This window comes from Limnohabitans sp. 2KL-3 (assembly GCF_001269405.1).
GTDB lineage: Bacteria > Pseudomonadota > Gammaproteobacteria > Burkholderiales > Burkholderiaceae_C > Limnohabitans_A.
The window spans coordinates 106,932-129,809 of record NZ_CXON01000012.1 but is presented as its reverse complement, the minus strand read 5'-3'; the positions used below and the strand labels follow the sequence as shown (position 1 = coordinate 129,809).

The 22,878-nt window shown below is 57.1% G+C and carries 24 protein-coding genes and 1 tRNA gene; 24 read left to right on the top strand and 1 reads right to left on the bottom strand.

What is annotated here, in order from left to right:
• Nucleotides 1-484 (top strand): ATP-binding domain-containing protein (locus AMM41_RS14965; RefSeq protein ID WP_194944810.1); only part of this gene is annotated, 484 nt, incomplete at its 5' end.
• Here AMM41_RS14965 and AMM41_RS14960 read toward each other — a convergent pair.
• Nucleotides 481-753 carry a hypothetical protein gene (locus tag AMM41_RS14960; protein WP_146186334.1) on the bottom strand — a complete coding sequence of 91 codons (273 nt, stop codon included), beginning with the start codon at nt 751-753 and terminating at the stop codon, nt 481-483. The two genes, AMM41_RS14965 and AMM41_RS14960, sit on opposite strands and share 4 nt — an antisense overlap.
• A gap of 101 nt (nt 754-854) precedes the next feature.
• On the opposite strand from AMM41_RS14960, the gene AMM41_RS14955 reads away from it, so the two are divergent.
• The 23 genes from AMM41_RS14955 to AMM41_RS14845 all read left to right on the top strand — a co-directional run bounded on the left by AMM41_RS14955 (nt 855) and on the right by AMM41_RS14845 (nt 22,875).
• Nucleotides 855-2,039 carry a pyridoxal phosphate-dependent aminotransferase gene (locus tag AMM41_RS14955; RefSeq protein ID WP_089960517.1) on the top strand — a complete coding sequence of 395 codons (1,185 nt, stop codon included), beginning with the start codon at nt 855-857 and terminating at the stop codon, nt 2,037-2,039.
• 300 nt (nt 2,040-2,339) lie between these two features.
• Nucleotides 2,340-2,606 (top strand): 30S ribosomal protein S15, encoded by a 267-nt coding sequence (gene rpsO, locus AMM41_RS14950; protein WP_019428565.1) that lies wholly within the window; start codon nt 2,340-2,342, stop codon nt 2,604-2,606.
• A gap of 218 nt (nt 2,607-2,824) precedes the next feature.
• Nucleotides 2,825-4,930 carry a polyribonucleotide nucleotidyltransferase gene (gene pnp, locus AMM41_RS14945; RefSeq protein ID WP_089960512.1) on the top strand — a complete coding sequence of 702 codons (2,106 nt, stop codon included), beginning with the start codon at nt 2,825-2,827 and terminating at the stop codon, nt 4,928-4,930.
• A 124-nt stretch (nt 4,931-5,054) separates the two neighbouring features.
• Entirely contained in the window at nt 5,055-6,065 is a 1,011-nt protein-coding gene (locus AMM41_RS14940; RefSeq protein WP_089960561.1) for an NAD(P)H-quinone oxidoreductase, read from the top strand.
• Nucleotides 6,065-6,817: a triose-phosphate isomerase gene (tpiA, locus tag AMM41_RS14935; protein WP_089960510.1), complete on the top strand. Its 753-nt coding sequence runs from the start codon at nt 6,065-6,067 to the stop codon at nt 6,815-6,817. Before AMM41_RS14940 ends, tpiA begins: the two co-directional genes overlap by 1 nt.
• A 39-nt stretch (nt 6,818-6,856) precedes the next feature.
• Entirely contained in the window at nt 6,857-7,240 is a 384-nt protein-coding gene (gene secG, locus AMM41_RS14930) for a preprotein translocase subunit SecG (protein ID WP_089960505.1), read from the top strand.
• Nucleotides 7,241-7,383: 143 nt separating this feature from the next.
• Nucleotides 7,384-7,468: transfer RNA gene (locus AMM41_RS14925), tRNA-Leu, on the top strand.
• A gap of 65 nt (nt 7,469-7,533) precedes the next feature.
• Nucleotides 7,534-7,893, top strand: coding sequence for an NADH-quinone oxidoreductase subunit A (locus tag AMM41_RS14920; RefSeq protein WP_089960501.1), 360 nt, complete (start codon nt 7,534-7,536; stop codon nt 7,891-7,893).
• Nucleotides 7,894-7,937: 44 nt separating this feature from the next.
• The gene (locus AMM41_RS14915; protein WP_089960498.1) at nt 7,938-8,417 is read left to right on the top strand and encodes a NuoB/complex I 20 kDa subunit family protein; all 480 of its coding nucleotides are present in this window, start codon (nt 7,938-7,940) and stop codon (nt 8,415-8,417) included.
• Between the two features lie 11 nt (nt 8,418-8,428).
• A complete protein-coding gene (locus AMM41_RS14910; protein WP_089960496.1) occupies nt 8,429-9,037 on the top strand; it encodes an NADH-quinone oxidoreductase subunit C in 609 nt (202 codons plus the stop codon).
• Nucleotide 9,038: 1 nt separating this feature from the next.
• On the top strand, nt 9,039-10,292 hold the full coding sequence (locus AMM41_RS14905; RefSeq protein WP_089960493.1) for an NADH-quinone oxidoreductase subunit D: 1,254 nt from the start codon (nt 9,039-9,041) through the stop codon (nt 10,290-10,292).
• Nucleotides 10,289-10,777, top strand: a complete 489-nt coding sequence (nuoE, locus tag AMM41_RS14900) for an NADH-quinone oxidoreductase subunit NuoE (protein WP_089960490.1) — start codon at nt 10,289-10,291, stop codon at nt 10,775-10,777. Before AMM41_RS14905 ends, nuoE begins: the two co-directional genes overlap by 4 nt.
• On the top strand, nt 10,777-12,153 hold the full coding sequence (gene nuoF / locus AMM41_RS14895; protein ID WP_089960485.1) for an NADH-quinone oxidoreductase subunit NuoF: 1,377 nt from the start codon (nt 10,777-10,779) through the stop codon (nt 12,151-12,153). The genes nuoE and nuoF overlap by 1 nt, the downstream gene beginning before the upstream one ends.
• Nucleotides 12,146-14,257 carry an NADH-quinone oxidoreductase subunit NuoG gene (gene nuoG / locus AMM41_RS14890; protein ID WP_089960482.1) on the top strand — a complete coding sequence of 704 codons (2,112 nt, stop codon included), beginning with the start codon at nt 12,146-12,148 and terminating at the stop codon, nt 14,255-14,257. The genes nuoF and nuoG overlap by 8 nt, the downstream gene beginning before the upstream one ends.
• Entirely contained in the window at nt 14,254-15,336 is a 1,083-nt protein-coding gene (nuoH, locus tag AMM41_RS14885) for an NADH-quinone oxidoreductase subunit NuoH (RefSeq protein WP_089960479.1), read from the top strand. The genes nuoG and nuoH overlap by 4 nt, the downstream gene beginning before the upstream one ends.
• Before the next feature lie 12 nt (nt 15,337-15,348).
• Complete coding sequence (nuoI, locus tag AMM41_RS14880; RefSeq protein ID WP_062407863.1) at nt 15,349-15,858, top strand: NADH-quinone oxidoreductase subunit NuoI; 510 nt, start codon at nt 15,349-15,351, stop codon at nt 15,856-15,858.
• Between the two features lie 37 nt (nt 15,859-15,895).
• Nucleotides 15,896-16,546 (top strand): NADH-quinone oxidoreductase subunit J, encoded by a 651-nt coding sequence (locus AMM41_RS14875; protein ID WP_089960475.1) that lies wholly within the window; start codon nt 15,896-15,898, stop codon nt 16,544-16,546.
• The gene (nuoK, locus tag AMM41_RS14870) at nt 16,546-16,854 is read left to right on the top strand and encodes an NADH-quinone oxidoreductase subunit NuoK (protein ID WP_053176930.1); all 309 of its coding nucleotides are present in this window, start codon (nt 16,546-16,548) and stop codon (nt 16,852-16,854) included. The genes AMM41_RS14875 and nuoK overlap by 1 nt, the downstream gene beginning before the upstream one ends.
• A gap of 7 nt (nt 16,855-16,861) precedes the next feature.
• Nucleotides 16,862-18,895 carry an NADH-quinone oxidoreductase subunit L gene (gene nuoL, locus AMM41_RS14865; RefSeq protein WP_089960474.1) on the top strand — a complete coding sequence of 678 codons (2,034 nt, stop codon included), beginning with the start codon at nt 16,862-16,864 and terminating at the stop codon, nt 18,893-18,895.
• A 22-nt stretch (nt 18,896-18,917) separates the two neighbouring features.
• A complete protein-coding gene (locus AMM41_RS14860) occupies nt 18,918-20,393 on the top strand; it encodes an NADH-quinone oxidoreductase subunit M (protein WP_089960470.1) in 1,476 nt (491 codons plus the stop codon).
• A 61-nt stretch (nt 20,394-20,454) separates the two neighbouring features.
• Nucleotides 20,455-21,942 carry an NADH-quinone oxidoreductase subunit NuoN gene (gene nuoN, locus AMM41_RS14855; RefSeq protein ID WP_089960467.1) on the top strand — a complete coding sequence of 496 codons (1,488 nt, stop codon included), beginning with the start codon at nt 20,455-20,457 and terminating at the stop codon, nt 21,940-21,942.
• A 19-nt stretch (nt 21,943-21,961) separates the two neighbouring features.
• Nucleotides 21,962-22,264, top strand: a complete 303-nt coding sequence (locus AMM41_RS14850; RefSeq protein ID WP_089960465.1) for a DUF2818 family protein — start codon at nt 21,962-21,964, stop codon at nt 22,262-22,264.
• Between the two features lie 26 nt (nt 22,265-22,290).
• Entirely contained in the window at nt 22,291-22,875 is a 585-nt protein-coding gene (locus AMM41_RS14845) for an NUDIX domain-containing protein (RefSeq protein WP_089960462.1), read from the top strand.
• Nucleotides 22,876-22,878: the final 3 nt, after the last annotated feature.

Genomic DNA, 22,878 nt, shown 5'->3' with positions numbered 1-22,878 from the left:
GCGCCAGGGCGCTTGTTGCACCCTGTCGCTCAACTTCTCCCTGCTAAAGGCGCTGGTCGATGCTTGGTTGCCCAAACCCCACGGCGACTGGCTTGCCGGCCGCCCAGTCATGGTCACGCGCAACGATGCCCAGCTGGGCGTGTTCAACGGCGATGTGGGGGTGGTTTTGCCCAACGCACAAGGCGTGCTCAAGGTCTGGTTTCTGGACGGTGAGCAACTGCGCTCGGTCAGCGTGTCGCGCCTGGCCCATGCCGAAACGGCCTTTGTCATGACGGTGCACAAAAGCCAGGGTTCGGAATTCGCACACACCGCGATGGTTTTGCCTGCGGGCGCAGCCGATTTGCTGACGCGCGAGTTGGTCTACACCGGCATCACCCGTGCCCGCGAGCAGTTCACCCTGGTTGAAGGCCAGGCCGGTCTGCTCAACGCTGCCATGGCCCGGCCCAGCGTGCGGGCCAGCGGCTTGCGGCTGTGGTGGGTTTAGTTGGCGTAGCCTTCGCACGCCCCAGCGTTGGGGCGGCCTTTGCATTCACGCAGCAGCCGTTTGTCGCGCTCGGCCCGGTTTTCTGATCCCGATTTGTCGTTGGGCATTTTGGGGGCTTTGCCCGCCTTGGCCTTTTTGCCTTTGGCAGGTTTTTCAGCGCCGGTGGTGGCGGTGAAGGTATCCACCGCGCTGCACACGGGGGCAGCGCCGGTTAAAGCCAGGGCCAGCACCATGCGGGCCAGCGTGTGGGCAAAATGGGGTTGTGTCATGCCTGTCTCCCTGATGTTTTTGATGCCCTTCATCATAGGCAGGACAGGCCGCTGTGCAAAGGGTGACAAGGCCCCGGCGTGGCAGCCCTTACGATAAGCGCATGAACTCCAAGACCCCCCCTTTCATGCGCCAGGCCGTCATGGACCTGGAAGAGTCCCGCATCCGCGAAGTCGCCAACGCGGGCATGGGCCGCCCCGACGTGCTGGCCTTCTGGTTTGGCGAGTCCGACGAGGTCACGCCCGACATCGTGCGCCAAGCCGCCATCGATTCGATGCAGCGCGGCGAGACCTTTTATTCACACAACCTGGGCTTGCCTGAGCTGCGCCAGGCCGTGTCCGACTACATGTCGGCCTTGCATGGCCCGGTGGGTGTGGACCGCATCGCCATCACCTCAGGCGGCGTGAACGCGCTCATGCTGGCCGCCCAAGCCTTGATTGACGCTGGTGACGAGGTCGTTGCCGTCACCCCCGTGTGGCCCAACCTGACGGCGCAGGCGCTGGTCATGGGGGCCAATCTGAAGTGCGTGTCATTGCGTCCAGTCAATGGCCAGTGGCAGCTCGACATGGCCGCCCTCAAAGCCGCCATCACACCCGCCACCCGAATGCTCATCGTCAACTCGCCCAACAACCCCACGGGCTGGACACTCAGCAGCACCGAGCAGGCCGAAATCCTGGCGCACTGCCGCACCACCGGCACTTGGGTGCTGGCCGACGAGGTGTACGAGCGCCTGTATTACGAAACCGACACCGCCAACGGCTGCGCGCCCTCATTTCTGGACGTGGCCGAGCCCGACGACAGCTTGGTGGTGGTGCACAGCTTTTCCAAGAGCTTTTTGATGACCGGCTGGCGCTTGGGCTGGCTGGTCATGCCCGCAGCCATGACGCAACACATGGGCAAGCTGATCGAATTCAACACCTCATGCGCCTCGGTCTTCACCCAAAAAGCCGGCATTGTGGCCTTGCAAAACACCGCCGACATCACGCCCCGTGTGGTCGCGCATCTCAAGGCTTGCCGCGACACCTTGGTGCCCTTGTTGCAGGCTTTGCCGGGCGTGCAACTGGCCCCGGCCAGGGGAGGCATGTACGCGTTTTTCAAACTCGAAGGCCACCCCGACTCGGTCGCCACCGCCAAGCGTTTGGTGTCCGAAGCCGGTCTGGGGCTGGCCCCCGGCGAAGCCTTTGCGCCCGAGGCCGCAGGCTGGCTGCGCTGGTGCTTTGCGTCGAAGGATTTGGGGCGGCTGGGGGAGGGCGTGGAGCGGCTCAAGGGGTGGTTGGCCAAGAATTGATGGGGATCTGAGCCCCCATTGATTTGGCAATAAGCCATGGGATCAGAATTTAGCCCCGTCTTAGGCGCGATGGGAGGTGGTCTGCGAGACACCATCGCGGCGAGGGCACCGCTCCCACAAAAGGGCTCATGCAGACATCATCGAGCCCCATTCATATGGGTTATAGGGCAGCTTTTCGGGCTATAATCCGCCTGTTTTGCGATTTGCAAAGCGCACGCCATCCGCTTTTCCGGCAGGTGGCGCAAGTCATTCACCCGCCGACGTTCATTCTTGAGTCGAGGCGAAAAACAAGGAAAACCCATGATTGCATCTTCAATCAAGGCTGAGGTCGTCAAGGCCAACGCACGTGCTGCCAACGACACTGGCTCCCCAGAAGTCCAAGTCGCTTTGCTGACTGCTCGCATCAACGAGCTGACTCCCCACTTCAAAACACACGCCAAAGACCATCACGGTCGCCGCGGTCTGCTGCGCATGGTGAGCCGTCGCCGCAAACTGTTGGACTACCTCAAGTCGCGTGATGCTGACCGTTACGTTGCGCTGATCGCCAAGCTTGGCCTGCGTAAGTAATCGTCTCTCCAGATGAAAAGCGCCTGAGTTAGGTCACTAGCTCAGGCGCTTTATTCTTTTTTCAGTCGGAATTTGTCAGGGCGATCTCGCGCTGTGTCATTCCACAAAGCTTTACAGCAAAGTTTTGCAAGGTTTTGTGGAATGGCATCGAGTTCAGAGCGTCAACTTCCGGGCCCACAGTGCAGCCTCATGCGCTTTTGTTTTCAGGAGTTCTGAACATGTCTATTTTTAACAAAGTTACCAAAACCTTCCAGTGGGGCCAGCACACGGTCAAGATGGAAACCGGCGAAGTCGCTCGCCAAGCCGGCGGCGCTGTGCTGCTCGACATGGAAGGCACTGTGGTGCTGGCCACCGTCGTGGGTTCCAAGATCGCCAAAGCCGGTCAAGACTTTTTCCCCCTCACGGTGGATTACATCGAGAAGACTTACGCTGCAGGCAAGATTCCTGGCAGCTTCTTCAAGCGTGAAGCCAAGCCCAGCGAGCACGAGACCCTGACCAGCCGCCTGATCGACCGTCCGATCCGTCCTCTGTTCCCTGAAGGTTTCTACAACGACGTGCATGTGGTCATCCATACCGTGTCTTTGAACCCTGAAGTCGACGCCGACATCGCCGCGATGATCGCCGTGTCTGCCGCCCTGTCCATCTCGGGCATCCCGTTCAACGGCCCCATCGGTGCTGCCCGCGTGGGTTACATCAACGGTGAATACGTCCTGAACCCTGGCCAGACCCAGCGCAAAGGCAGCGTCATGGACCTGGTGGTCGCCGGTACCGAAGCCGCTGTGCTGATGGTCGAATCCGAAGCCCAGCAACTGTCCGAAGAAATCATGTTGGGTGGCGTGGTGTACGGTCACGAGCAGTCGGCCATTGCCATCAACGCCATCCACGAGTTGGTGCGCGACGCTGGCAAGCCTGTGTGGGACTGGCAAGCGCCTGCCCGCGACACCGCTTTTGAAGCCAAGCTGGCCTCTTTGGCCGAAGAAAAACTGCGTGCGGCTTACCAGATCCGTAACAAGCAAGCCCGCACCCACGCTTGCCGTGAAGCTTACGCTTCGGTCAAAGTGGCTTTGGCCGATGAGGGCGTGGCGTTTGACAGCGTCAAGCTCGACGGCCTGATGTTCGAAATCGAAGCGCGCATCGTGCGCAGCCAGATTTTGGCCGGTGAGCCCCGCATCGACGGCCGCGACACACGCACTGTGCGCCCCATCGAAATCCGCAACAGCGTGCTGCCCCGCACACACGGCTCGGCCTTGTTCACACGTGGCGAAACCCAGGCTTTGGTGATCACCACTTTGGGCACCGAGCGCGATGCGCAGCGCATCGACGCGCTGGCGGGTGAGTTCGAAGACCGCTTCATGTTCCACTACAACATGCCTCCCTTTGCCACTGGCGAAGTGGGCCGCATGGGTTCGACCAAGCGCCGCGAAATCGGCCACGGCCGTTTGGCCAAGCGTGCTTTGGCCGCTGTGTTGCCAAGCAAAGAAGAATTCCCCTACACCGTGCGTGTGGTGTCCGAAATCACCGAATCGAACGGTTCTTCGTCCATGGCTTCGGTCTGCGGCGGCTGCCTGTCGATGATGGACGCGGGTGTGCCGATGAAAGCCCACGTGGCCGGTATCGCCATGGGCCTGATCAAGGAAGACAACCGCTTTGCGGTGTTGACCGACATCTTGGGTGACGAAGATCACCTGGGCGACATGGACTTCAAAGTGGCCGGTACCACCAACGGTATCACCGCGCTGCAGATGGACATCAAGATCCAGGGCATCACCAAAGAAATCATGCAAGTCGCTTTGGCCCAGGCCAAAGAAGCCCGCATGCACATTCTGGGCAAGATGCAAGAGGCGATGAGTACGGCCAATACCGAAGTGTCGGATTTCGCACCCAAGCTCTTCACCATGAAGATCAACCCCGAGAAAATCCGTGATGTGATCGGCAAGGGCGGCGCGACCATCCGCGCCCTGACCGAAGAGACCGGTTGCCAGATCAATATCGGTGAAGACGGCACGATCACCATCGCGGCCACCGACGGCGAGAAAGCTGACATCGCCAAGAAGCGCATCGAGCAGATCACCGCCGAAGTCGAAATCGGCAAGGTCTACGAAGGCCCTGTGACCAAGATCCTGGACTTCGGTGCCCTGATCAACTTGTTGCCTGGCAAAGACGGTCTGCTGCACATCAGCCAGATCGCCCACGAGCGCGTCGAAAAAGTGACCGACTACCTGAGCGAAGGCCAGATCGTCAAAGTCAAGGTCATGGAAACCGACGAAAAGGGCCGCATCAAGCTGTCGATGAAGGCTTTGTTGGACCGTCCTTCACAAGGCTGATGCGGGGTTTTGTGTGGAGGGTTGGGGGTTGAGCGAGAAGCTTTTTAGCCGCACTGCTCAACCTGCCCATCACACAAAACGCTGAATGCTCAACGCCAAACCCAGAACGCTGAACGCACAAACCATGAACGTCATTGAAATTCAAAGCTACGGCGCTCCCTCCGTGCTGGTGCCCGGCTCCCGTCCCGACCCTGTGGCCGGGGCAGGGGAGTTGCTCATTCGTGTCTCGGCCAGCGGCATCAACCGCCCCGATGTGTTGCAACGTACCGGTCACTATCCCGTGCCACCGGGTGCCTCGGACATTCCAGGGCTCGAAGTGGCCGGTGTGGTGGTGTCGGGTGACGCCGCAGCCATGGTTGAGGCGGGCCTGGCGGTGGGGGATCGTGTGTGCGCTTTGGTGGCCGGCGGTGGTTATGCGCAACTGTGCGTTGCGCCTGTCGCGCAGTGTTTGCCTGTCCCCACAGGACTGACCGATACCGAAGCCGCTTCTCTGCCTGAGACGTTTTTCACGGTGTGGAGCAATGTGTTTGACCGTGGCCGCTTGCAAGCGGGTGAGACTTTGTTGATCCAAGGCGGCACCAGCGGCATTGGCGTGACCGCCATTCAAATGGCCAAAGCGGCAGGAGCCACGGTGATCGTCACGGCGGGATCTGATGCCAAATGCCAGGCTTGCTTGGCTTTGGGTGCGGACCACGCCATCAATTACAAAACCACCGACTTTGTGGCTGAGGTCAAACGCATCACTGGCGGTGTGGGTGTGAATGTGGTGTTGGACATGGTTGCGGGTGACTATGTGGCGCGTGAAGTCGAGGCCTTGGCCGAAGACGGTCGCTTGGTCATCATCGCGGTGCAAGGCGGCATCAAGAGCGAGTTCAATGCGGGCTTGGTGTTGCGTCGGCGCTTGACCATCACGGGCTCTACGCTGCGTCCGCGCCCTGTGGCTTTCAAGGCGGCGATTGCGCAGTCTTTGCGTCAAACCGTTTGGCCCTGGATCGAGTCGGGCAGCATCAAGCCGGTGATTCACACGGTCTTTGGGGCGATGGATGCGGTGGGTGACTTGACCACGGGTGCAGCTCAGGCGCATGCCTTGATGGAGAGCAATCAACATGTCGGTAAATTGGTGGTGACTTGGTGATGAGCCCATCCAGTAAATTGATGGTGGGCAACTGGAAGATGAATGGCAGCTTGGCTGCCAATGCATCTTTGGTGGCGCAGCTCTTGGAGGGCATCGGAGCGGTGTCATGCCGTTCGGCACTTTGCGTGCCCGCACCGTATTTGGCGCAGATGCAACATCTGTTGACGGACTCGTCTGTGGACTTGGGTGCACAAGATGTGTCCGCCCATGCCTCGGGTGCTTACACGGGTGAGGCGTCTGCTGACATGCTGCGTGATTTTTCAGTGCGTTATGTGATCGTCGGTCATTCTGAACGCCGTCAGTACCACGCAGAATCTGATGCCACAGTGGCGGCCAAGACACAACGTGCCTTGGCGGTAGGCATCACCCCGATTGTGTGTGTGGGCGAGAGCTTGGCCGAACGAGAAGCCGGTCAAACCGAGGCGGTGGTCAAGCGGCAATTGGCAGCGGTGATCCAAACCAACGGCCATTGCATCAGTGAAATTGTGGTGGCCTATGAACCCGTTTGGGCCATTGGCACGGGCCTGACAGCCACGCCCGAGCAAGCCCAGCAGGTACATGCTGTTTTGCGTTCTCAATTGCAAGCGGCCAGTGCCCAAGCCACGCGCATTTCGATTTTGTACGGCGGCAGCATGAATGCTGCTAACGCAGCAGACTTGTTGGCTCAGCCCGATGTCGACGGCGGTTTGATTGGCGGTGCCTCCCTCAAGGCCGCCGACTTTTTATCCATGTTGAAAGTCGCTTCGCGCTGAGCTTTCAATCCTTGTTTGTAAATTTTTCGGAGAACTCTGATGAGCGTGATGTTGACTTTGATTTTGGTGGTTCAGATGTTGTCGGCTTTGGCCATGATTGGTTTGATCCTGATTCAACATGGCAAAGGTGCTGACATGGGTGCAGCTTTTGGCAGTGGTGGTTCGGGCAGTTTGTTCGGTGCAACTGGAGGTGCCAATTTCTTGTCCCGCACCACGGCGGTTTTGGCTGCTGTGTTTTTTGTGTGTACTTTGTTGTTGGCATATTTCAGCAACGTCCGTCCAGCTTCTTCGGGCAGTGTGCTTGAAGGTGTTGCGGTCACGGCCCCAGCTGCACCTGCCAATGTGAGTCCTGCAGCGCAAATTCCAGGCAACGAACCTGCTGCAAAGACCGACAACAGCGTGCCGCCAGCACCAGCCAAGTAAGCTTCATTTAAGCATTGCTGCTCTGCACAAATTTACGTGTTTTTCGAAGGAAATGGACGGGTTTTCAGAGTAAAATACGGGAATGCCCGGAGAGCTAAATACGTTGTATGATGTACCTCTTGCAAACTGGGCAAATGTATCCAGCCGTCGTGGTGAAATTGGTAGACACGCTATCTTGAGGGGGTAGTGGCGAAAGCTGTGCGAGTTCGAGTCTCGCCGACGGCACCAGATAAACAGAGCAGCCCAAATTGAAAAATTGGGGCTGTTCCTTCGGTGATACCGCAAGTCCCAAAATGAACCTCTCTCAATATCTCCCCATTCTTTTGTTCATTTTGGTCGGCATCGCGGTCGGCATCATTCCCCAGGTTTTAGGCTACATTCTTGGCCCCAACAAACCTGATGCGGAAAAAAATTCTCCCTACGAATGTGGCTTTGAAGCCTTTGAAGATGCTCGAATGAAGTTCGATGTGCGCTACTACTTGGTGGCCATTTTGTTCATTTTGTTCGATCTGGAAATTGCTTTTTTATTCCCTTGGGCCATCGCCCTCAAGGAAGTCGGCATGGCTGGGTTTGTGGCTGTGGTGATCTTCTTGGCCATTTTGGTGGTGGGCTTCGTCTATGAGTGGAAAAAAGGCGCCCTGGATTGGGAATAAGCGTTCTTGCACACAACAGCAAACTGCCTGTTTGAGGAATCCAAATGATTGAAGGTGTGATGAAGGAAGGCTTCATCACCACGAGTTACGACTCTGTGGTGAATTGGGCTAAAACCGGCTCGCTTTGGCCCATGACTTTTGGTCTGGCTTGCTGCGCGGTTGAAATGATGCATTCGGCCACAGCACGTTATGACTTGGCACGTTTTGGTGCTGAAGTTTTTCGTGCCAGTCCTCGTCAGGCTGACTTGATGATTGTGGCCGGCACCCTGTGCAACAAAATGGCACCCGCCTTGCGCAAGGTTTATGACCAAATGTCAGAGCCGCGTTGGGTGATCTCCATGGGCTCGTGTGCCAACGGCGGTGGCTATTACCACTACAGCTATTCGGTGGTGCGGGGTTGTGACCGCATCGTGCCAGTGGATGTGTATGTGCCGGGCTGCCCACCCACGGCTGAGGCCTTGATTTACGGCATCATCCAGTTGCAGCAAAAAATTCGCCGCACACAAACCATTGCGCGTGCTTGAAGGGAATGACGATGACCGATTTCGCCATTCGACCCGAAGATCTGCAAGACACTCTGGCTGCCGCCCTGGGTGATCGGGTTCAAAATATTTCCATCGCTTTGGGTGAAGTGACTGTGCATGTGAACGCACAGCATTACTTGGGTGTGATGCAAACCCTGCGTGATGCGCCCGGTTGCCAATTTGAGCAACTCGTTGATTTGGCCGGCCTCGATTACTCGGCCTACCGTGAAGTAGGCACAGACGGCCCGCGTTTTGGAGTCACCGTGCACTTGTTGTCGGTGAGCCTGAACCAGCGCGTGCGTGTCAAAGTGCTGTGCCCTGAAGATGATCTGCCACTGGTGGACTCGGTCAACGAGATCTGGAACTCGGCCAACTGGTACGAGCGCGAAGCCTTTGACCTGTACGGCATCGTGTTTGAAGGTCACAACGACCTGCGCCGCATCCTGACCGACTATGGATTCATCGGTCACCCCTTCCGCAAGGACTTCCCTTTGTCGGGGCACGTTGAAATGCGCTATGACGCCGAACGCAAGCGAGTGATTTATGAGCCGGTGAGCATTGAGCCTCGCGAAATCACACCGCGCATCATCCGCGAAGACAACTATGGAGGCCTGAACTGATATGGCCGAAATCAAGAATTACACGCTGAACTTCGGTCCACAGCACCCGGCAGCGCACGGCGTGCTGCGTTTGGTGCTTGAGCTGGACGGTGAGGTGGTGCAACGCGCTGACCCACATATCGGTTTGCTGCACCGTGCCACAGAAAAACTCGCGGAGAGCAAAACCTACATCCAGTCGCTGCCCTACATGGACCGTCTGGATTACGTGTCCATGATGTGCAACGAGCACGCTTACTGCCTGGCCATCGAGAAGATGCTGGGTTTGGAAGTGCCGATGCGTGCGCAGTACATCCGTGTGATGTTCTCCGAAATCACCCGCATCCTGAACCACCTCATGTGGCTCGGCTCGCACGGCAACGACTGCGGCAGCTCCACCATCCTGATCTACACCTTCCGTGAACGTGAAGATTTGTTTGACATGTATGAAGCCGTGTCGGGCGCACGCATGCATGCGGCTTACTTCCGACCCGGTGGTGTGTACCGTGACCTGCCGGACAGCATGCCGCAGTACAAGGTCAGCAAGATCAAAAACGCCAAGGCCATCGAGCAGCTCAACAGCAACCGCAACGGCTCTTTGCTGGATTTCATCGACGACTTCACTCAGCGCTTTCCCAAGTGCGTGGACGAGTACGAAACCCTGTTGACCGACAACCGCATCTGGAAGCAGCGCACCGTGGGCATTGGCGTGGTGGCCCCTGAGCGTGCTCTGAATCTCGGCATGACCGGCCCCATGTTGCGTGGCTCCGGCTTCGCGTGGGACTTGCGCAAAAAGCAGCCTTACGACGCCTACGACCAAGTCGAATTCGACGTGCCTGTGGGCAAGACCGGCGACAGCTACGACCGCTATTTGGTGCGTGTTCAAGAGATGCGCGAATCCAACCGAATCATCCAGCAATGCGTGAAGTGGTTGCGTGCCAACCCCGGTCCGGTCATCACCGACAACCACAAGGTGGCACCGCCCTCGCGCGAAGGCATGAAGTCCAACATGGAAGACTTGATCCACCACTTCAAGCTCTTCACCGAAGGTTTTCATGTGCCCGAAGGCGAGGCCTACGCTGCTGTCGAACATCCGAAAGGCGAGTTCGGCATTTACATGGTGAGCGATGGGGCGAACAAGCCTTATCGCCTCAAAATTCGCGCCCCGGGCTTTGCCCATTTGGCCACACTCGATGAAATGGCCCGTGGCCACATGCTGGCCGATGCGGTCGCGATCATCGGGACCATGGACATTGTTTTTGGAGAGATTGACCGATGATCTCTGAGTCAACCAAAGCACGCTTTGCGCGTGAAGTCGCCAAGTTCCCTGCAGACCAAAAGCAGTCGGCTGTTATGGCTTGCCTGTCGATCGTCCAGCAAGAACTGGGCTGGGTCAGCCCCGAGAGTGAGCAAGTTGTGGCCGAGGTGTTGGGCATGCCGGTGATGGCCGTGCACGAAGTCACCACCTTCTACAACATGTACAACCAAAAGCCGGTGGGCAAGTTCAAGCTGAACGTCTGCACCAACCTGCCTTGCCAGTTGCGTGGCGGTGCTCAGGCGCTGGCGCATCTGGAGCACAAATTGGGTGTGCACGCCGGAGAAACCACCGCCGACGGCCTGTTCACTTTACAGCCCAGCGAGTGCCAGGGCGCTTGCGCCGATGCACCGGTGCTGTTGGTGAATGACCGCCACATGTGCAGTTTCATGAGCCACGAAAAGCTCGACCAACTCGTTGACAGCCTGAAGAAAGCCGAGGCCGCCTGATGAACGTCGAACAAATTCTCAATCAATTCCAGGCGACTGGCGTTGAAACCTGCTTCCATGACCGCCACATCAACCCGCAAATTTATGCGGATTTGAATGGTCAAAACTGGGGCATCAAAGATTACGAAGCACGCGGTGGCTATGCGGCTTTGCGCAAGATTTTGGGCAAAGATGGCAGCGAAGGCCTCACGCAAGACCAAGTGATTGCCACCGTCAAAGAGTCCGGCCTGCGCGGTCGCGGCGGTGCGGGTTTCCCCACGGGCTTGAAGTGGAGCTTCATGCCCCGCCAGTTCCCCGGTCAAAAGTATTTGGTGTGCAATTCGGACGAAGGCGAGCCGGGTACTTGCAAAGACCGTGACATCATGGAGTACAACCCGCACACGGTGATCGAAGGCATGATCATCGCGGCTTATGCCATGGGCATCAGCGTGGGTTACAACTATATCCACGGCGAAATTTTTCACACCTACGAGCGCTTTGAAGCGGCCCTCGAAGAAGCCCGCGCTGCTGGTTATTTGGGTGACAACATCCTGGGCAGCTCGTTCAGCTTCCAGCTGCACGCCTCGCATGGTTTTGGCGCTTACATCTGCGGCGAAGAAACCGCCTTGCTCGAATCGCTCGAAGGCAAAAAAGGCCAGCCCCGGTTCAAGCCACCGTTTCCGGCCAGCTTTGGTTTGTACGGCAAGCCCACCACCATCAACAACACCGAGACCTTCGCGGCGGTGCCTTGGATCATCCGCAACGGTGGCCAGGCCTATCTGGAGTGCGGCAAGCCCAACAACGGCGGCACCAAGATCTTTTCGGTCAGCGGTGACGTCGAGCGCCCCGGCAACTACGAAGTGCCCATGGGCACACCGTTTGCCAAGCTGCTTGAGCTCGCCGGTGGTGTGCGTGGTGGTCGCAAGCTCAAAGCCGTGATTCCCGGCGGTTCTTCATCGCCCGTGATTCCGGCCGATTTGATGATGAAGCTGACCATGGACTACGACAGCATCGCCAAAGAAGGCGGTTCGATGTTGGGTTCAGGCGCAGTGATCGTCATGGACGAGACGCGTTGCATGGTCAAGGCCTTGGCGCGTTTGTCTTACTTTTATTCTCACGAGTCATGCGGCCAATGCACGCCTTGCCGTGAAGGCACAGGCTGGCTCTGGCGCATGGTCGACCGCATTGAACACGGCCAGGGCCGTGCCAGCGACATCGACATGCTCGACAGCGTGGCCGGCAACATCATGGGCCGAACGATTTGCGCCTTGGGCGACGCTGCGGCCATGCCGGTGCGCGGCATGCTCAAGCATTTCCGTCACGAATTTGTACACCTCATCGAGCACAAGACCTCCATGGTCGGTGCCGATGCAACATCGGTGAAGACCCATGGTTGAAATAGAACTCGACGGTCAGAAAGTGGAAGTTGCCGCGGGCAGCATGGTGATGCATGCCGCTGAAAAAGCAGGCACCTACATTCCTCATTTCTGTTACCACAAGAAACTTTCCATCGCGGCCAACTGCCGCATGTGCTTGGTGGAGGTCGAAAAGGCCCCCAAACCGATGCCAGCCTGTGCCACACCTGTGACACAAGGCATGATCGTGCGCACCAAGAGCGAAAAAGCCATCGCAGCCCAAAAGTCGGTCATGGAATTCCTGCTGATCAACCACCCGCTGGATTGCCCCATTTGTGATCAAGGGGGCGAATGCCAGTTGCAAGATTTGGCTGTGGGATACGGCGGAACAAAATCTCGCTACGAAGAAGAAAAGCGTGTGGTCTTCCACAAGGAAGTCGGACCGCTGATTTCGATGGAAGAGATGAGCCGATGCATCCACTGCACACGCTGCGTGCGCTTCGGTCAAGAAGTGGCCGGTGCCATGGAGTTGGGCATGTCCCACCGCGGTGAGCACGCCGAAATCGAAACCTTCTTGGGCCAGACGATCGACTCCGAGTTATCGGGCAACATGATCGACATCTGCCCCGTGGGCGCCTTGACCAGCAAGCCTTTCCGCTACCACGCCCGCACTTGGGAGCTGTCGCGCCGCAAGTCGATTGCAGCGCACGATTCATCCGGTGCCAACCTGATCGTGCAAGTCAAGAACAACCAGGTCATGCGCGTCGTGCCCTTGGAGAACGAAGACGTCAACGAGTGCTGGATTGCAGACCGTGAGCGCTTCTCGTACGAAGCCCTCAACGGCTCCGACCGCTTGACACGCCCCATGCTCAAGCAGGGCGGCGAATGGAAAGAAGTTGACTGGCAAACCGCCCTCGAATACGTGGCCAATGGCCTGCGCAACATCCAGCGTGACCATGGTGCCAACAGCATTGGCGCATTGGTCAGCCCACACAGCACCGTCGAAGAGTTGTATTTGGCAGGTGCTTTGGTGCGCGGTTTGGGTTCGGACAACATTGACCACCGCCTGCGCAACGGCGAGTTTGCCGCAACCGAAGGCGTGCGCACTTTGGGCACATCGATTGCTTCGCTGAGCTCATTGCAGCGCGTTTTGGTCGTGGGTTCTAACCTGCGCAAGGACCACCCGCTGTTTGCCCTGCGCGTGCGCCACGCGGTGCGCCATGGCGCTCAGCTGAACGTGATCACAGACCCTGCGTCATTCAGCCACGCCGACGCTTGGGCCATGCCCGTGGCCAACGCGGCCGTGACCGAAGCTTTTGCTTGGGCCCAAACCCTGGCCGATCTGGCCGTGGCCATTGCTGCTGAAAAAGGCGTGGAAGCGCCTTGTACGGGTACGGCTTCCGCCTCGGCCCAAGCCATGGCCAAGTCCCTGTTGGGTGGCGAGCGCAAAGCCCTGTTGTTGGGCAACGCTGCTGCGCACCATGGCAATGCCTCGACGCTGTTGGCTTTGGCCAACTGGATTGGCGCACAAACCGGTGCCAGCGTGGGTTACCTGACCGAAGCGGCCAACACCGTGGGTGCGCAGTGGGTGGGTGCCCAGCCGCAAACCGGTGGCAAGCACGCCGGCCAAATGCTGGCCGGTGGCCTCAAAGCAGCGCTCTTGCTCAACACCGAGCCCGAGTTCGACAGCGCAGCAGGTGCAGCAGCGGCCAAGGCCCTGGGCCAGGCCGAGATGGTTGTCACGCTCAGTCCCTTCAAGGCCAACATGGCTTTCAGCGACGTGCTCTTGCCCATTGCCCCGTTCACTGAAACCTCGGGCAGCTTTGTCAATGCCGAAGGCCGCTTGCAAAGCTTTCACGCCGTGGTTAAGCCTTTGGCCGAAACACGCCCCGCCTGGAAAGTGCTGCGCGTACTGGCCAATCTGCTGGACATCCCGGGCGTGTCTTTTGAGACCTCGCAAGATGTACTGGCCCGCGCCACGGCCCAGCCGCTGGCGGCATCGAACGCCACACGGTCCGCGATCAACCTGAGCGGGACCACCACACCCGCGCCAGCGATCGCTTCCATTTACCAGCTCGACGGCATCGTGCGCCGTGCGCCGTCTTTGCAGCTGACCGCAGACGCACGCTTGGAGGTCACCCCATGATTGACGCGCTGTACAACGGCGGTCTGAATTTGATCGCTGCCAGCTGGTGGGCCACTTTGGTTTGGCCGGTGCTGTGGATTTTGCTGAAGATTGTGGCCATTCTTGCGCCTTTGATGGGCGCTGTTGCTTACCTCACGCTCTGGGAGCGCAAGCTTTTGGGCTTCATGCAAGTGCGCCACGGTCCCAACCGCGTGGGTCCTTTTGGTTTGCTGCAACCCATTGCCGATGCCCTCAAGTTGTTGACCAAAGAACTGATCAATCCGAGTGCTGCGAGCTTAGGATTGTTCCGCTTGGGTCCGATCATGGCCATCATGCCGGCTTTGGCCGCTTGGGTCGTGATTCCTTTTGGACCCGAAGTGGCACTCACCAACATCAACGCCGGTTTGATGCTGGTGATGGCGATCACATCCATCGAGGTGTATGGCGTGATCATCGCGGGTTGGGCCTCCAACTCAAAGTACGCCTTTTTGGGTGCGCTGCGTGCATCGGCCCAGATGGTCAGCTATGAAATCGCCATGGGCTTTTGCTTCTTGGTGGTCTTGATGGTCTCGGGCAGCATGAACCTGACCGCCATTGTGTTGGCGCAAGGCCAGGGTCAAATGGCGCACATGGGTTTGGGCTTCCTGTCCTGGAACTGGCTGCCGCTGCTGCCCATTTTCTTGGTTTACCTGATCTCGGGTGTGGCCGAAACCAACCGTCATCCCTTTGACGTGGTCGAAGGCGAAGCTGAAATCGTGGCCGGTCACATGGTTGAATATTCGGGCATGGGTTTTGCCATCTTCTTCCTGGCCGAATACGCCAGCATGTGGTTGGTGTCCATTTTGGCCGTGATCATGTTCTTGGGCGGCTGGTTGTCGCCCATCGACAGCGCCTTGTTCAACGCCATTCCAGGCTGGATCTGGTTGGGTCTCAAGACTTTCCTGGTTGTGTCCATGTTCATCTGGATTCGCGCCACCTTCCCGCGCTTCCGCTACGACCAGATCATGCGTCTGGGCTGGAAGATTTTCATCCCGGTCACCCTGGTGTGGCTGCTGGTGGTGGGCGTATGGCTCCACTCACCATGGAACATCTGGAAATAAGCGGCGCACACCATGACCACAATGACTGCTTCCTCTTTCTCGATCAAGGACTTCCTCAAGAGCTTCATGCTCGTGGAGTTGTTCAAGGGCATGGCCCTGACCGGTCGCTACGCTTTCGCCCGCAAGGTGACAGTGCAGTTCCCGGAAGAAAAAACCCCGCTGTCGCCGCGTTTTCGCGGCCTGCACGCCCTGCGCCGTTATGACAACGGCGAAGAGCGCTGCATCGCCTGCAAACTGTGCGAAGCCGTGTGCCCTGCGATGGCCATCACCATCGAGGCAGGTCAACGCGAAGACGGCTCGCGCCGCACCACGCGTTATGACATCGACTTGACCAAGTGCATCTTCTGTGGTTTTTGTGAAGAAAGCTGCCCGGTGGACTCGATCGTCGAGACGCACATTTTTGAATACCACGGCGAAAAACGCGGTGACTTGTACTTCACCAAGGACATGTTGCTGGCCGTGGGCGACCGTTACGAAAAAGAGATCGCTGCCGCCAAGGCCGCTGACGCTCCTTACCGTTGAACGCCGCCCAGTCCTGAACACTTAAAAAGACAGACCTATGGACGTCAAGACCGGTTTCTTCTACCTCTTCTCGGTGGTGCTGCTGTTTGCAGCCTTCCGGGTGGTCACCGCACGCAACCCTGTGCACGCGGTGCTGTACCTCATGCTCGCTTTCTCGCAAGCGTCGGCCGTGTGGTTCTTGCTCAACGCCGAATTCCTGGCCATCTTGTTGGTGCTGGTGTATCTCGGCGCGGTGATGGTGCTTTTCTTGTTCGTGGTCATGATGCTGGACATTGGCATCGATACCGTGCGCAAGGGCTTCTGGAAAAACTTCCCTCTGGCGGCTACCTTGGGGGCCATCGTGGCCTTGGAAATGGCCGCCGTGTTGTTGTCTGGTTTTCGCATGTCCGAAGCGCCTGCCATGGCCGCCGGTGCGGTGCAGGTCGACAACGCCAAAGCCTTGGGCATTTTGCTTTACACCGAATACCTGATGCCGATCCAGATTGCGGCGGCCATTTTGTTGGTGGCCATGATTGCGGCCATTGCACTGACGCTGCGTGAGCGCAAGGACAGCAAGGCGATTGACCCGTCCATCCAGGTCCGTGTGCGTGCGGCTGACCGCATGCAGGTGGTCAAGATGGCTCCGACACAAGCGGCACCTGACCGTGTTGCTGAAACAGATGCAGCCTCTAATGAGGTGAAAAAATGATGACACTGACCCTGGGACATTACCTGTCGCTTGGCGCCATGCTGTTTGCATTGGCGGTGATCGGCATCTTTCTGAACAGAAAGAACCTGATCGTTTTGCTCATGGCCATCGAGCTGATGCTGCTGGCCGTGAACATGAACTTTGTGGCGTTCTCTCATTACCTGGGTGATATGCACGGCCAAGTGTTTGTGTTTTTCATCCTGACGGTGGCCGCCGCCGAGTCGGCCATTGGCTTGGCGATCCTCGTGTTGTTGTTCCGTAATCAGCACAACATCAACGTGGACGAACTCAATTCGCTCAAGGGTTAACAAGAATATGAGTCAAACCCTCAACGCCAGCACGCTGCTGGCAGTTCCCCTCGCGCCCTTGGTGGGCTCGGCATTGGCCGGTGTGCTGGGCACCCAATTCGGTGGCAACTGGATAGGCCGACGCCTGTCTCATACCCTGACCATTCTGGGTGTGCTGGTGGCTTTTATCCTCTCTGCCATGACGCTCAAGAGCGTCATCGATGGCGCCCGTTTCAACGAAACCCTCTACACCTGGATGGTGGTGGGTGGCTTGAAGATGGAAGTCGGCTTTTTGATCGATGGCATCACCGCCATGATGATGTGTGTGGTGACCTTCGTGTCGCTGATGGTGCACATCTACACCATTGGCTACATGGAAGAAGACGAAGGCTACAACCGCTTCTTCGCCTACATCTCGCTGTTCACCTTCTCCATGTTGATGTTGGTGATGAGCAACAACTTGCTGCAGTTGTTCTTCGGCTGGGAAGCAGTGGGTTTGGTGTCGTACTTGCTGATCGGTTTCTGGTACAACAAGCCGACCGCCATCTTTGCCAACATGAAGGCCTTTTTGGTCAACCGTGTGGGTGACTTCGGTTTCATCCTCGGTATTGGTCTGATCGCCGCTTACACCGGCACACTCAATTACACCGAGTTGTTTGCCAAGGCCAACGAGTTGGCGACGATTGATTTCCCTTGGTACATCTTTGGCATGGACGCCATGCTGATCACCGTGATCTGCATTTGCTTGTTCATTGGTGCCATGGGCAAGTCGGCCCAGTTCCCGCTGCATGTGTGGTTGCCTGACTCCATGGAAGGCCCCACGCCCATCTCTGCCCTGATCCACGCCGCGACCATGGTCACAGCGGGTATCTTCATGGTGGCCCGCATGTCGCCGCTGTTTGAGTTGTCCGATGCGGCCCTCAACTTCATCATGGTGATCGGCTCGATCACGGCCTTGTTCATGGGCTTTTTGGGCATCATCCAAAACGACATCAAGCGTGTGGTGGCTTATTCCACCTTGTCACAGCTCGGCTACATGACAGTGGCATTGGGCGCATCGGCTTACTCGGTGGCGGTGTTCCACCTGATGACGCACGCATTCTTCAAGGCGCTGTTGTTCTTGGGTGCTGGCTCGGTCATCATGGGCATGCACCACAACCAGGACATCCGCTGGATGGGTGGCGTTCGCAAGTACATGCCCATCACCTGGATCACGTCGCTGCTGGGTTCGCTGGCCTTGATTGGCACGCCCCTGTTCTCGGGTTTTTACTCCAAGGACAGCATCATCGAAGCTGTGCACTTGAGCACCTTGCCTGCGGCTGGCTTTGCCAACTTCGCGGTGCTGGCCGGTGTGTTCGTCACTGCCTTCTATTCTTTCCGCATGTATTTCCTGGTCTTCCATGGAAAAGAGCGTTACGACCAGAATCCGGATGCGCACCATGACCACGATGACCACCACGGACACGATGACCATGGCCATGATAAACCCCACGAATCGCCATGGGTGGTCACAGTGCCGCTGGTCTTGCTGGCCATTCCTTCGGTGGTGATCGGTTTCATGACCATCCAGCCCATGCTGTATGGCGACTTCTTCAAAGACGTGATTTTCATTGACGCGGTCAAACACCCCGCCATGAAGCAACTCGGTGAGCTGTTCCACGGTCCTGTGGCCATGGCGCTGCATGGTCTGAGCACGGCACCGTTCTGGCTGGCTTTGGCCGGTGTGGTCACGGCTTGGTACATGTACCTGGTCAACCCCAAGGTCCCCGTTTTCTTTGCCCGTGCTCTGCGTCCTGTGATCGTGGTTCTGGAAAACAAGTACTTCATGGACTGGATCAACGAAAACATCCTGGCCAAGGGGGCTCGCGGCTTGGGCCTGGGTCTGTGGAAAGTCGGCGATCGCGCCATCATTGACGGCTTCTTCGTCAATGGTTCCTGGAAAGTCGTGGGTTGGGTGTCTGGTGTGGTGCGCTGGTTCCAGTCCGGTTTCCTGTACCACTACGCCCTGGTCATGATTTTGGGTGTGTTCGTGCTGATGACGTATTTCGTCTGGCTCGCTTAACGGTTTTGAGGACAAGATAAAAATGGGATTGTTAAGCCTTGCCATCTGGATGCCAATTGCTTTTGGCATCGTCTTGCTGGCCTTCGGTCGTGACAGCCAAGCCCGCGCCGTGCGCTGGTTGGCACTGGTCGGATCGATCGCCAGTTTCTTGGTCACATTGCCGCTGTATTCGGGCTTTCAGCTCGGCTCATCGGCCATGCAGTTTGTTGAAAAAGCCTCGTGGATCGAGCGTTTCAATGTGCATTACCACCTGGGCGTGGACGGCATTTCGCTGTGGCTGGTGCTCTTGACCGCTTTCATCAACGTGATCGTGGTGATTGCAGGCTGGGAAGTCATCACCCGCAAGGTCAACCAGTACATGGCCGCTTTTCTGATCCTCTCGGGTCTCATGATTGGCGTGTTCAGTGCATTGGACGGCATTTTGTTCTATGTCTTTTTTGAAGCCACGCTGATCCCGATGTACCTGATCATCGGCATCTGGGGCGGCCCGAACAAAATCTACGCGGCTTTCAAATTCTTTTTGTACACCTTGCTCGGCTCCTTGCTGATGCTGATTGCCTTGATTTATTTGTACGTGGCTTCGGGTGGCAGCTTTGACATCCTGACCTGGCACAAACTGCCTTTGTCAGGTTCGGTGCAGACTTTGCTGTTCTTTGCCTTCTTCTCGGCTTTTGCCGTCAAGGTGCCCATGTGGCCAGTGCACACTTGGCTGCCCGACGTGCACGTTGAAGCGCCAACAGGTGGTTCCGCTGTGCTGGCGGCCATCATGCTCAAGTTGGGTGCCTATGGTTTCCTGCGTTTTTCGATGCCCATCGCCCCCGATGCCGCTCGAGAGTGGGGCATGCTGATCATTGTCTTGTCGCTGGTGGCGGTGGTCTATGTGGGCCTGGTGGCCATGGTTCAGCAAGACATGAAAAAGCTCGTGGCTTATTCGTCTGTGGCGCACATGGGTTTTGTGACCCTGGGCTTTTTCATCTTCAATCCACTGGGCGTGTCCGGCGGCATCGTGCAAATGATTGCCCACGGTTTTGTGTCGGCGGCCATGTTCTTGTCGATTGGTGTGCTGTACGACCGTGTGCATTCGCGTGAAATCGCCAGCTACGGCGGGGTGGTCAACACCATGCCCAAGTTCGCTGCTTTTGCCCTGTTCTTTGCCATGGCCAACTGCGGCTTGCCAGGTACAGCCGGTTTTGTGGGCGAGTGGATGGTCATTTTGGGGGCCGTCAAATTCAACTTCTGGATTGGTTTGCTGGCGGCTTCTGCGCTGATCTTTGGCGCGGCCTACACCCTGTGGATGTACAAGCGTGTTTACCTGGGTCCTGTGGCCAATGACGATGTCAAGGAACTCACAGACATCAACGGGCGTGAATTCCTGGTGATGGCCTTGTTGGCTGCTGCTGTCCTTTACATGGGTGTCTACCCCAAACCCTTTACCGACGTGATGGACACCTCGGTGGCCGACTTGCTCAAGCATGTGGCTTTGTCCAAATTGCCTTGAGTTTGTGGGCACCTTGGACATTGAATGTTTACGCCTGATTTGAAGAATTGAGAGAACACAGATGATGGACAACTCCAGCTGGATGACGGTTTATCCGGAGATCGTGTTGCTGGTCATGGCCTGCGTGATAGCGCTGGTCGACCTTTTTGTGAAAAGCCCCAAGCGCACCGCCACTTACGGTTTGACCTTGTTGTCATTGGGTGGGGTGGCCTTGCTGCACGCCATGTATGCCGATGCAGGCCAAACCTTGTACGGCTTTGGCCGCTTGGTGGTCAGTGATTCGATGGGTCATTGGCTGCGCTGCTTTGCCACGATCGCAGTCATGGTCACTTTGGTTTATTCGCGCCCCTATGCGGCCGATCGCGACATGCTGCGTGGTGGTGAATTGTTCAGCCTGAGTCTGTTTGCATTGCTGGGCATGAGTTTCATGATCTCTGGCCAGAATTTCATCGTGATTTATCTGGGTCTGGAGCTGTTGACGCTGTCAAGCTACGCCTTGGTCGCCCTTCGCCGAGACCACACACAAGCCACCGAAGCGGCCATGAAGTATTTCGTTCTGGGTGCCATGGCCTCTGGCTTTTTGCTCTACGGCATGTCCATGTTGTACGGTGCCACCGGCAGTCTCGAACTGTCTGCGGTGCTCAAGGCCATCGCTTCGGGACAGGTCAATCACCAAGTCTTGGTGTTTGGATTGGTCTTTATTGTGTCTGGTTTGGCATTCAAGATCGGTGCAGTGCCATTTCACATGTGGATTCCTGACGTTTACCAAGGTGCGCCCACAGCAGCGACTTTGATGATCGGCGGAGCGCCCAAGTTGGCCGCCTTTGCCATCATGATCCGCTTGCTCGTGGAAGGCCTTTTGCCCTTGGCTTTTGATTGGCAGCAAATGCTGTCTTTGCTGGCCATTGCTTCCTTGCTGATTGGTAACCTGGCTGCCATCGCTCAGACCAACCTCAAACGCATGCTGGCTTATTCCACCATTGCGCAAATGGGTTTTGTGTTGCTGGGTTTTGTGGCCGGTGTGATCAATGGTCAAACCACCTTGGCAGCCAACGCTTACAGCTCGGCCATGTTCTACATGATCGGCTATGTGCTGACCACGCTGGCCAGTTTTGGCATCATCATGCTGTTGGCTCGCCAAGGCTTTGAGAGCGAAGAAATCACAGATTTGGCCGGTTTGAACCAGCGCAATCCCTTGTATGCAGGTGTCATGGCCATTTGCCTTTTCTCTTTGGCAGGCATTCCACCCATGGTTGGCTTTTATGCCAAATTGGCGGTGTTGCAATCATTGATCGCATCTGGGCAAGGTTTTTACATGGGCTTGGCCATCTTTGCTGTCATGATGTCCTTGATTGGCGCCTTTTACTATTTGCGTGTTGTCAAAGTGATGTACTTCGATGAACCGCTGACCGCTGCCACGGTGTCGGCCGATCTGGATGTGCGTGTGGTACTGTCCTTGAATGGTTTGCTCGTGTTGGTGCTGGGCATTGTGCCGGGCGCTTTGATGGCTTTGTGTGCCGATGCGGTGGTTCGCATGCTGGCTGCTTGAAAACAGGATTTCATCTCTCATGTCGCTCAGTTTGCAAATTGCTTTGTTGGTGCTTTTGGCTTTCCTGGCTGCCAATTTGCCATTTGCCAACCAGCGACTTTTGTTGCTCGGGCCTGCGCGGGCCACCAAACCTTTGATTTGGCGCCTGGCTGAGCTGGTGCTTTTGTACTTTGTGGTGGGTGCCTTTGGCTTGGCGCTGGAAAATCACAGCGGACAAATCGCACCTCAGGGTTGGGAGTTTTATGCCATCACAGGCACCATGTTTGTGACATTGGCTTTTCCGGGTTTTGTCTTTCGATATTTGATGCACCGCAAGCATTGAATGTCCATTCTTCTTCAAAGCATGGCATGTCAGACGATCATTTGATCGAACACACGGTGCAGCAACAAGAGTTGTTGCGCGGTCATTTTCTGCATGTGGTGCGTGATTCGGTTCGCCTGCCAAACCAGCGTTTGGCCACCCGCGAGTACGTGGTTCATCCCGGCGCCGTGATGGTCATTCCCATGCTTGAGACCTCTGAAGGTTTGCGCTTGGTCATGGAGCGTCAGTTCCGCTACCCAGTGGGGCAGGTGATGGTCGAGTTTCCTGCGGGAAAACTCGACGCCGGTGAAGATCCTTTTGTGTGCGCACAACGCGAATTGCTCGAGGAAACAGGTTACTCCGCAGCGCAGTGGGCGCGTGCGGGTGTGTTGCATCCAGTCATTGCTTACTCTACCGAGGTCATTGAAATCTGGTTTGCCAAAGATTTGACTTTGGGTGAGCGCCAACTCGATCAAGACGAGTTTCTCGATGTCTTCACGGCCACGCCCGACGAACTGATGTCAGCTTGTCAGCAAGGTTTGATCACCGATGGCAAAACCTTGACGGGTCTGTTGTGGCTCCAAAATGTGCTTTCAGGTCAATGGTCTTTACACTGGCAAACCGCTTCCTGAGCC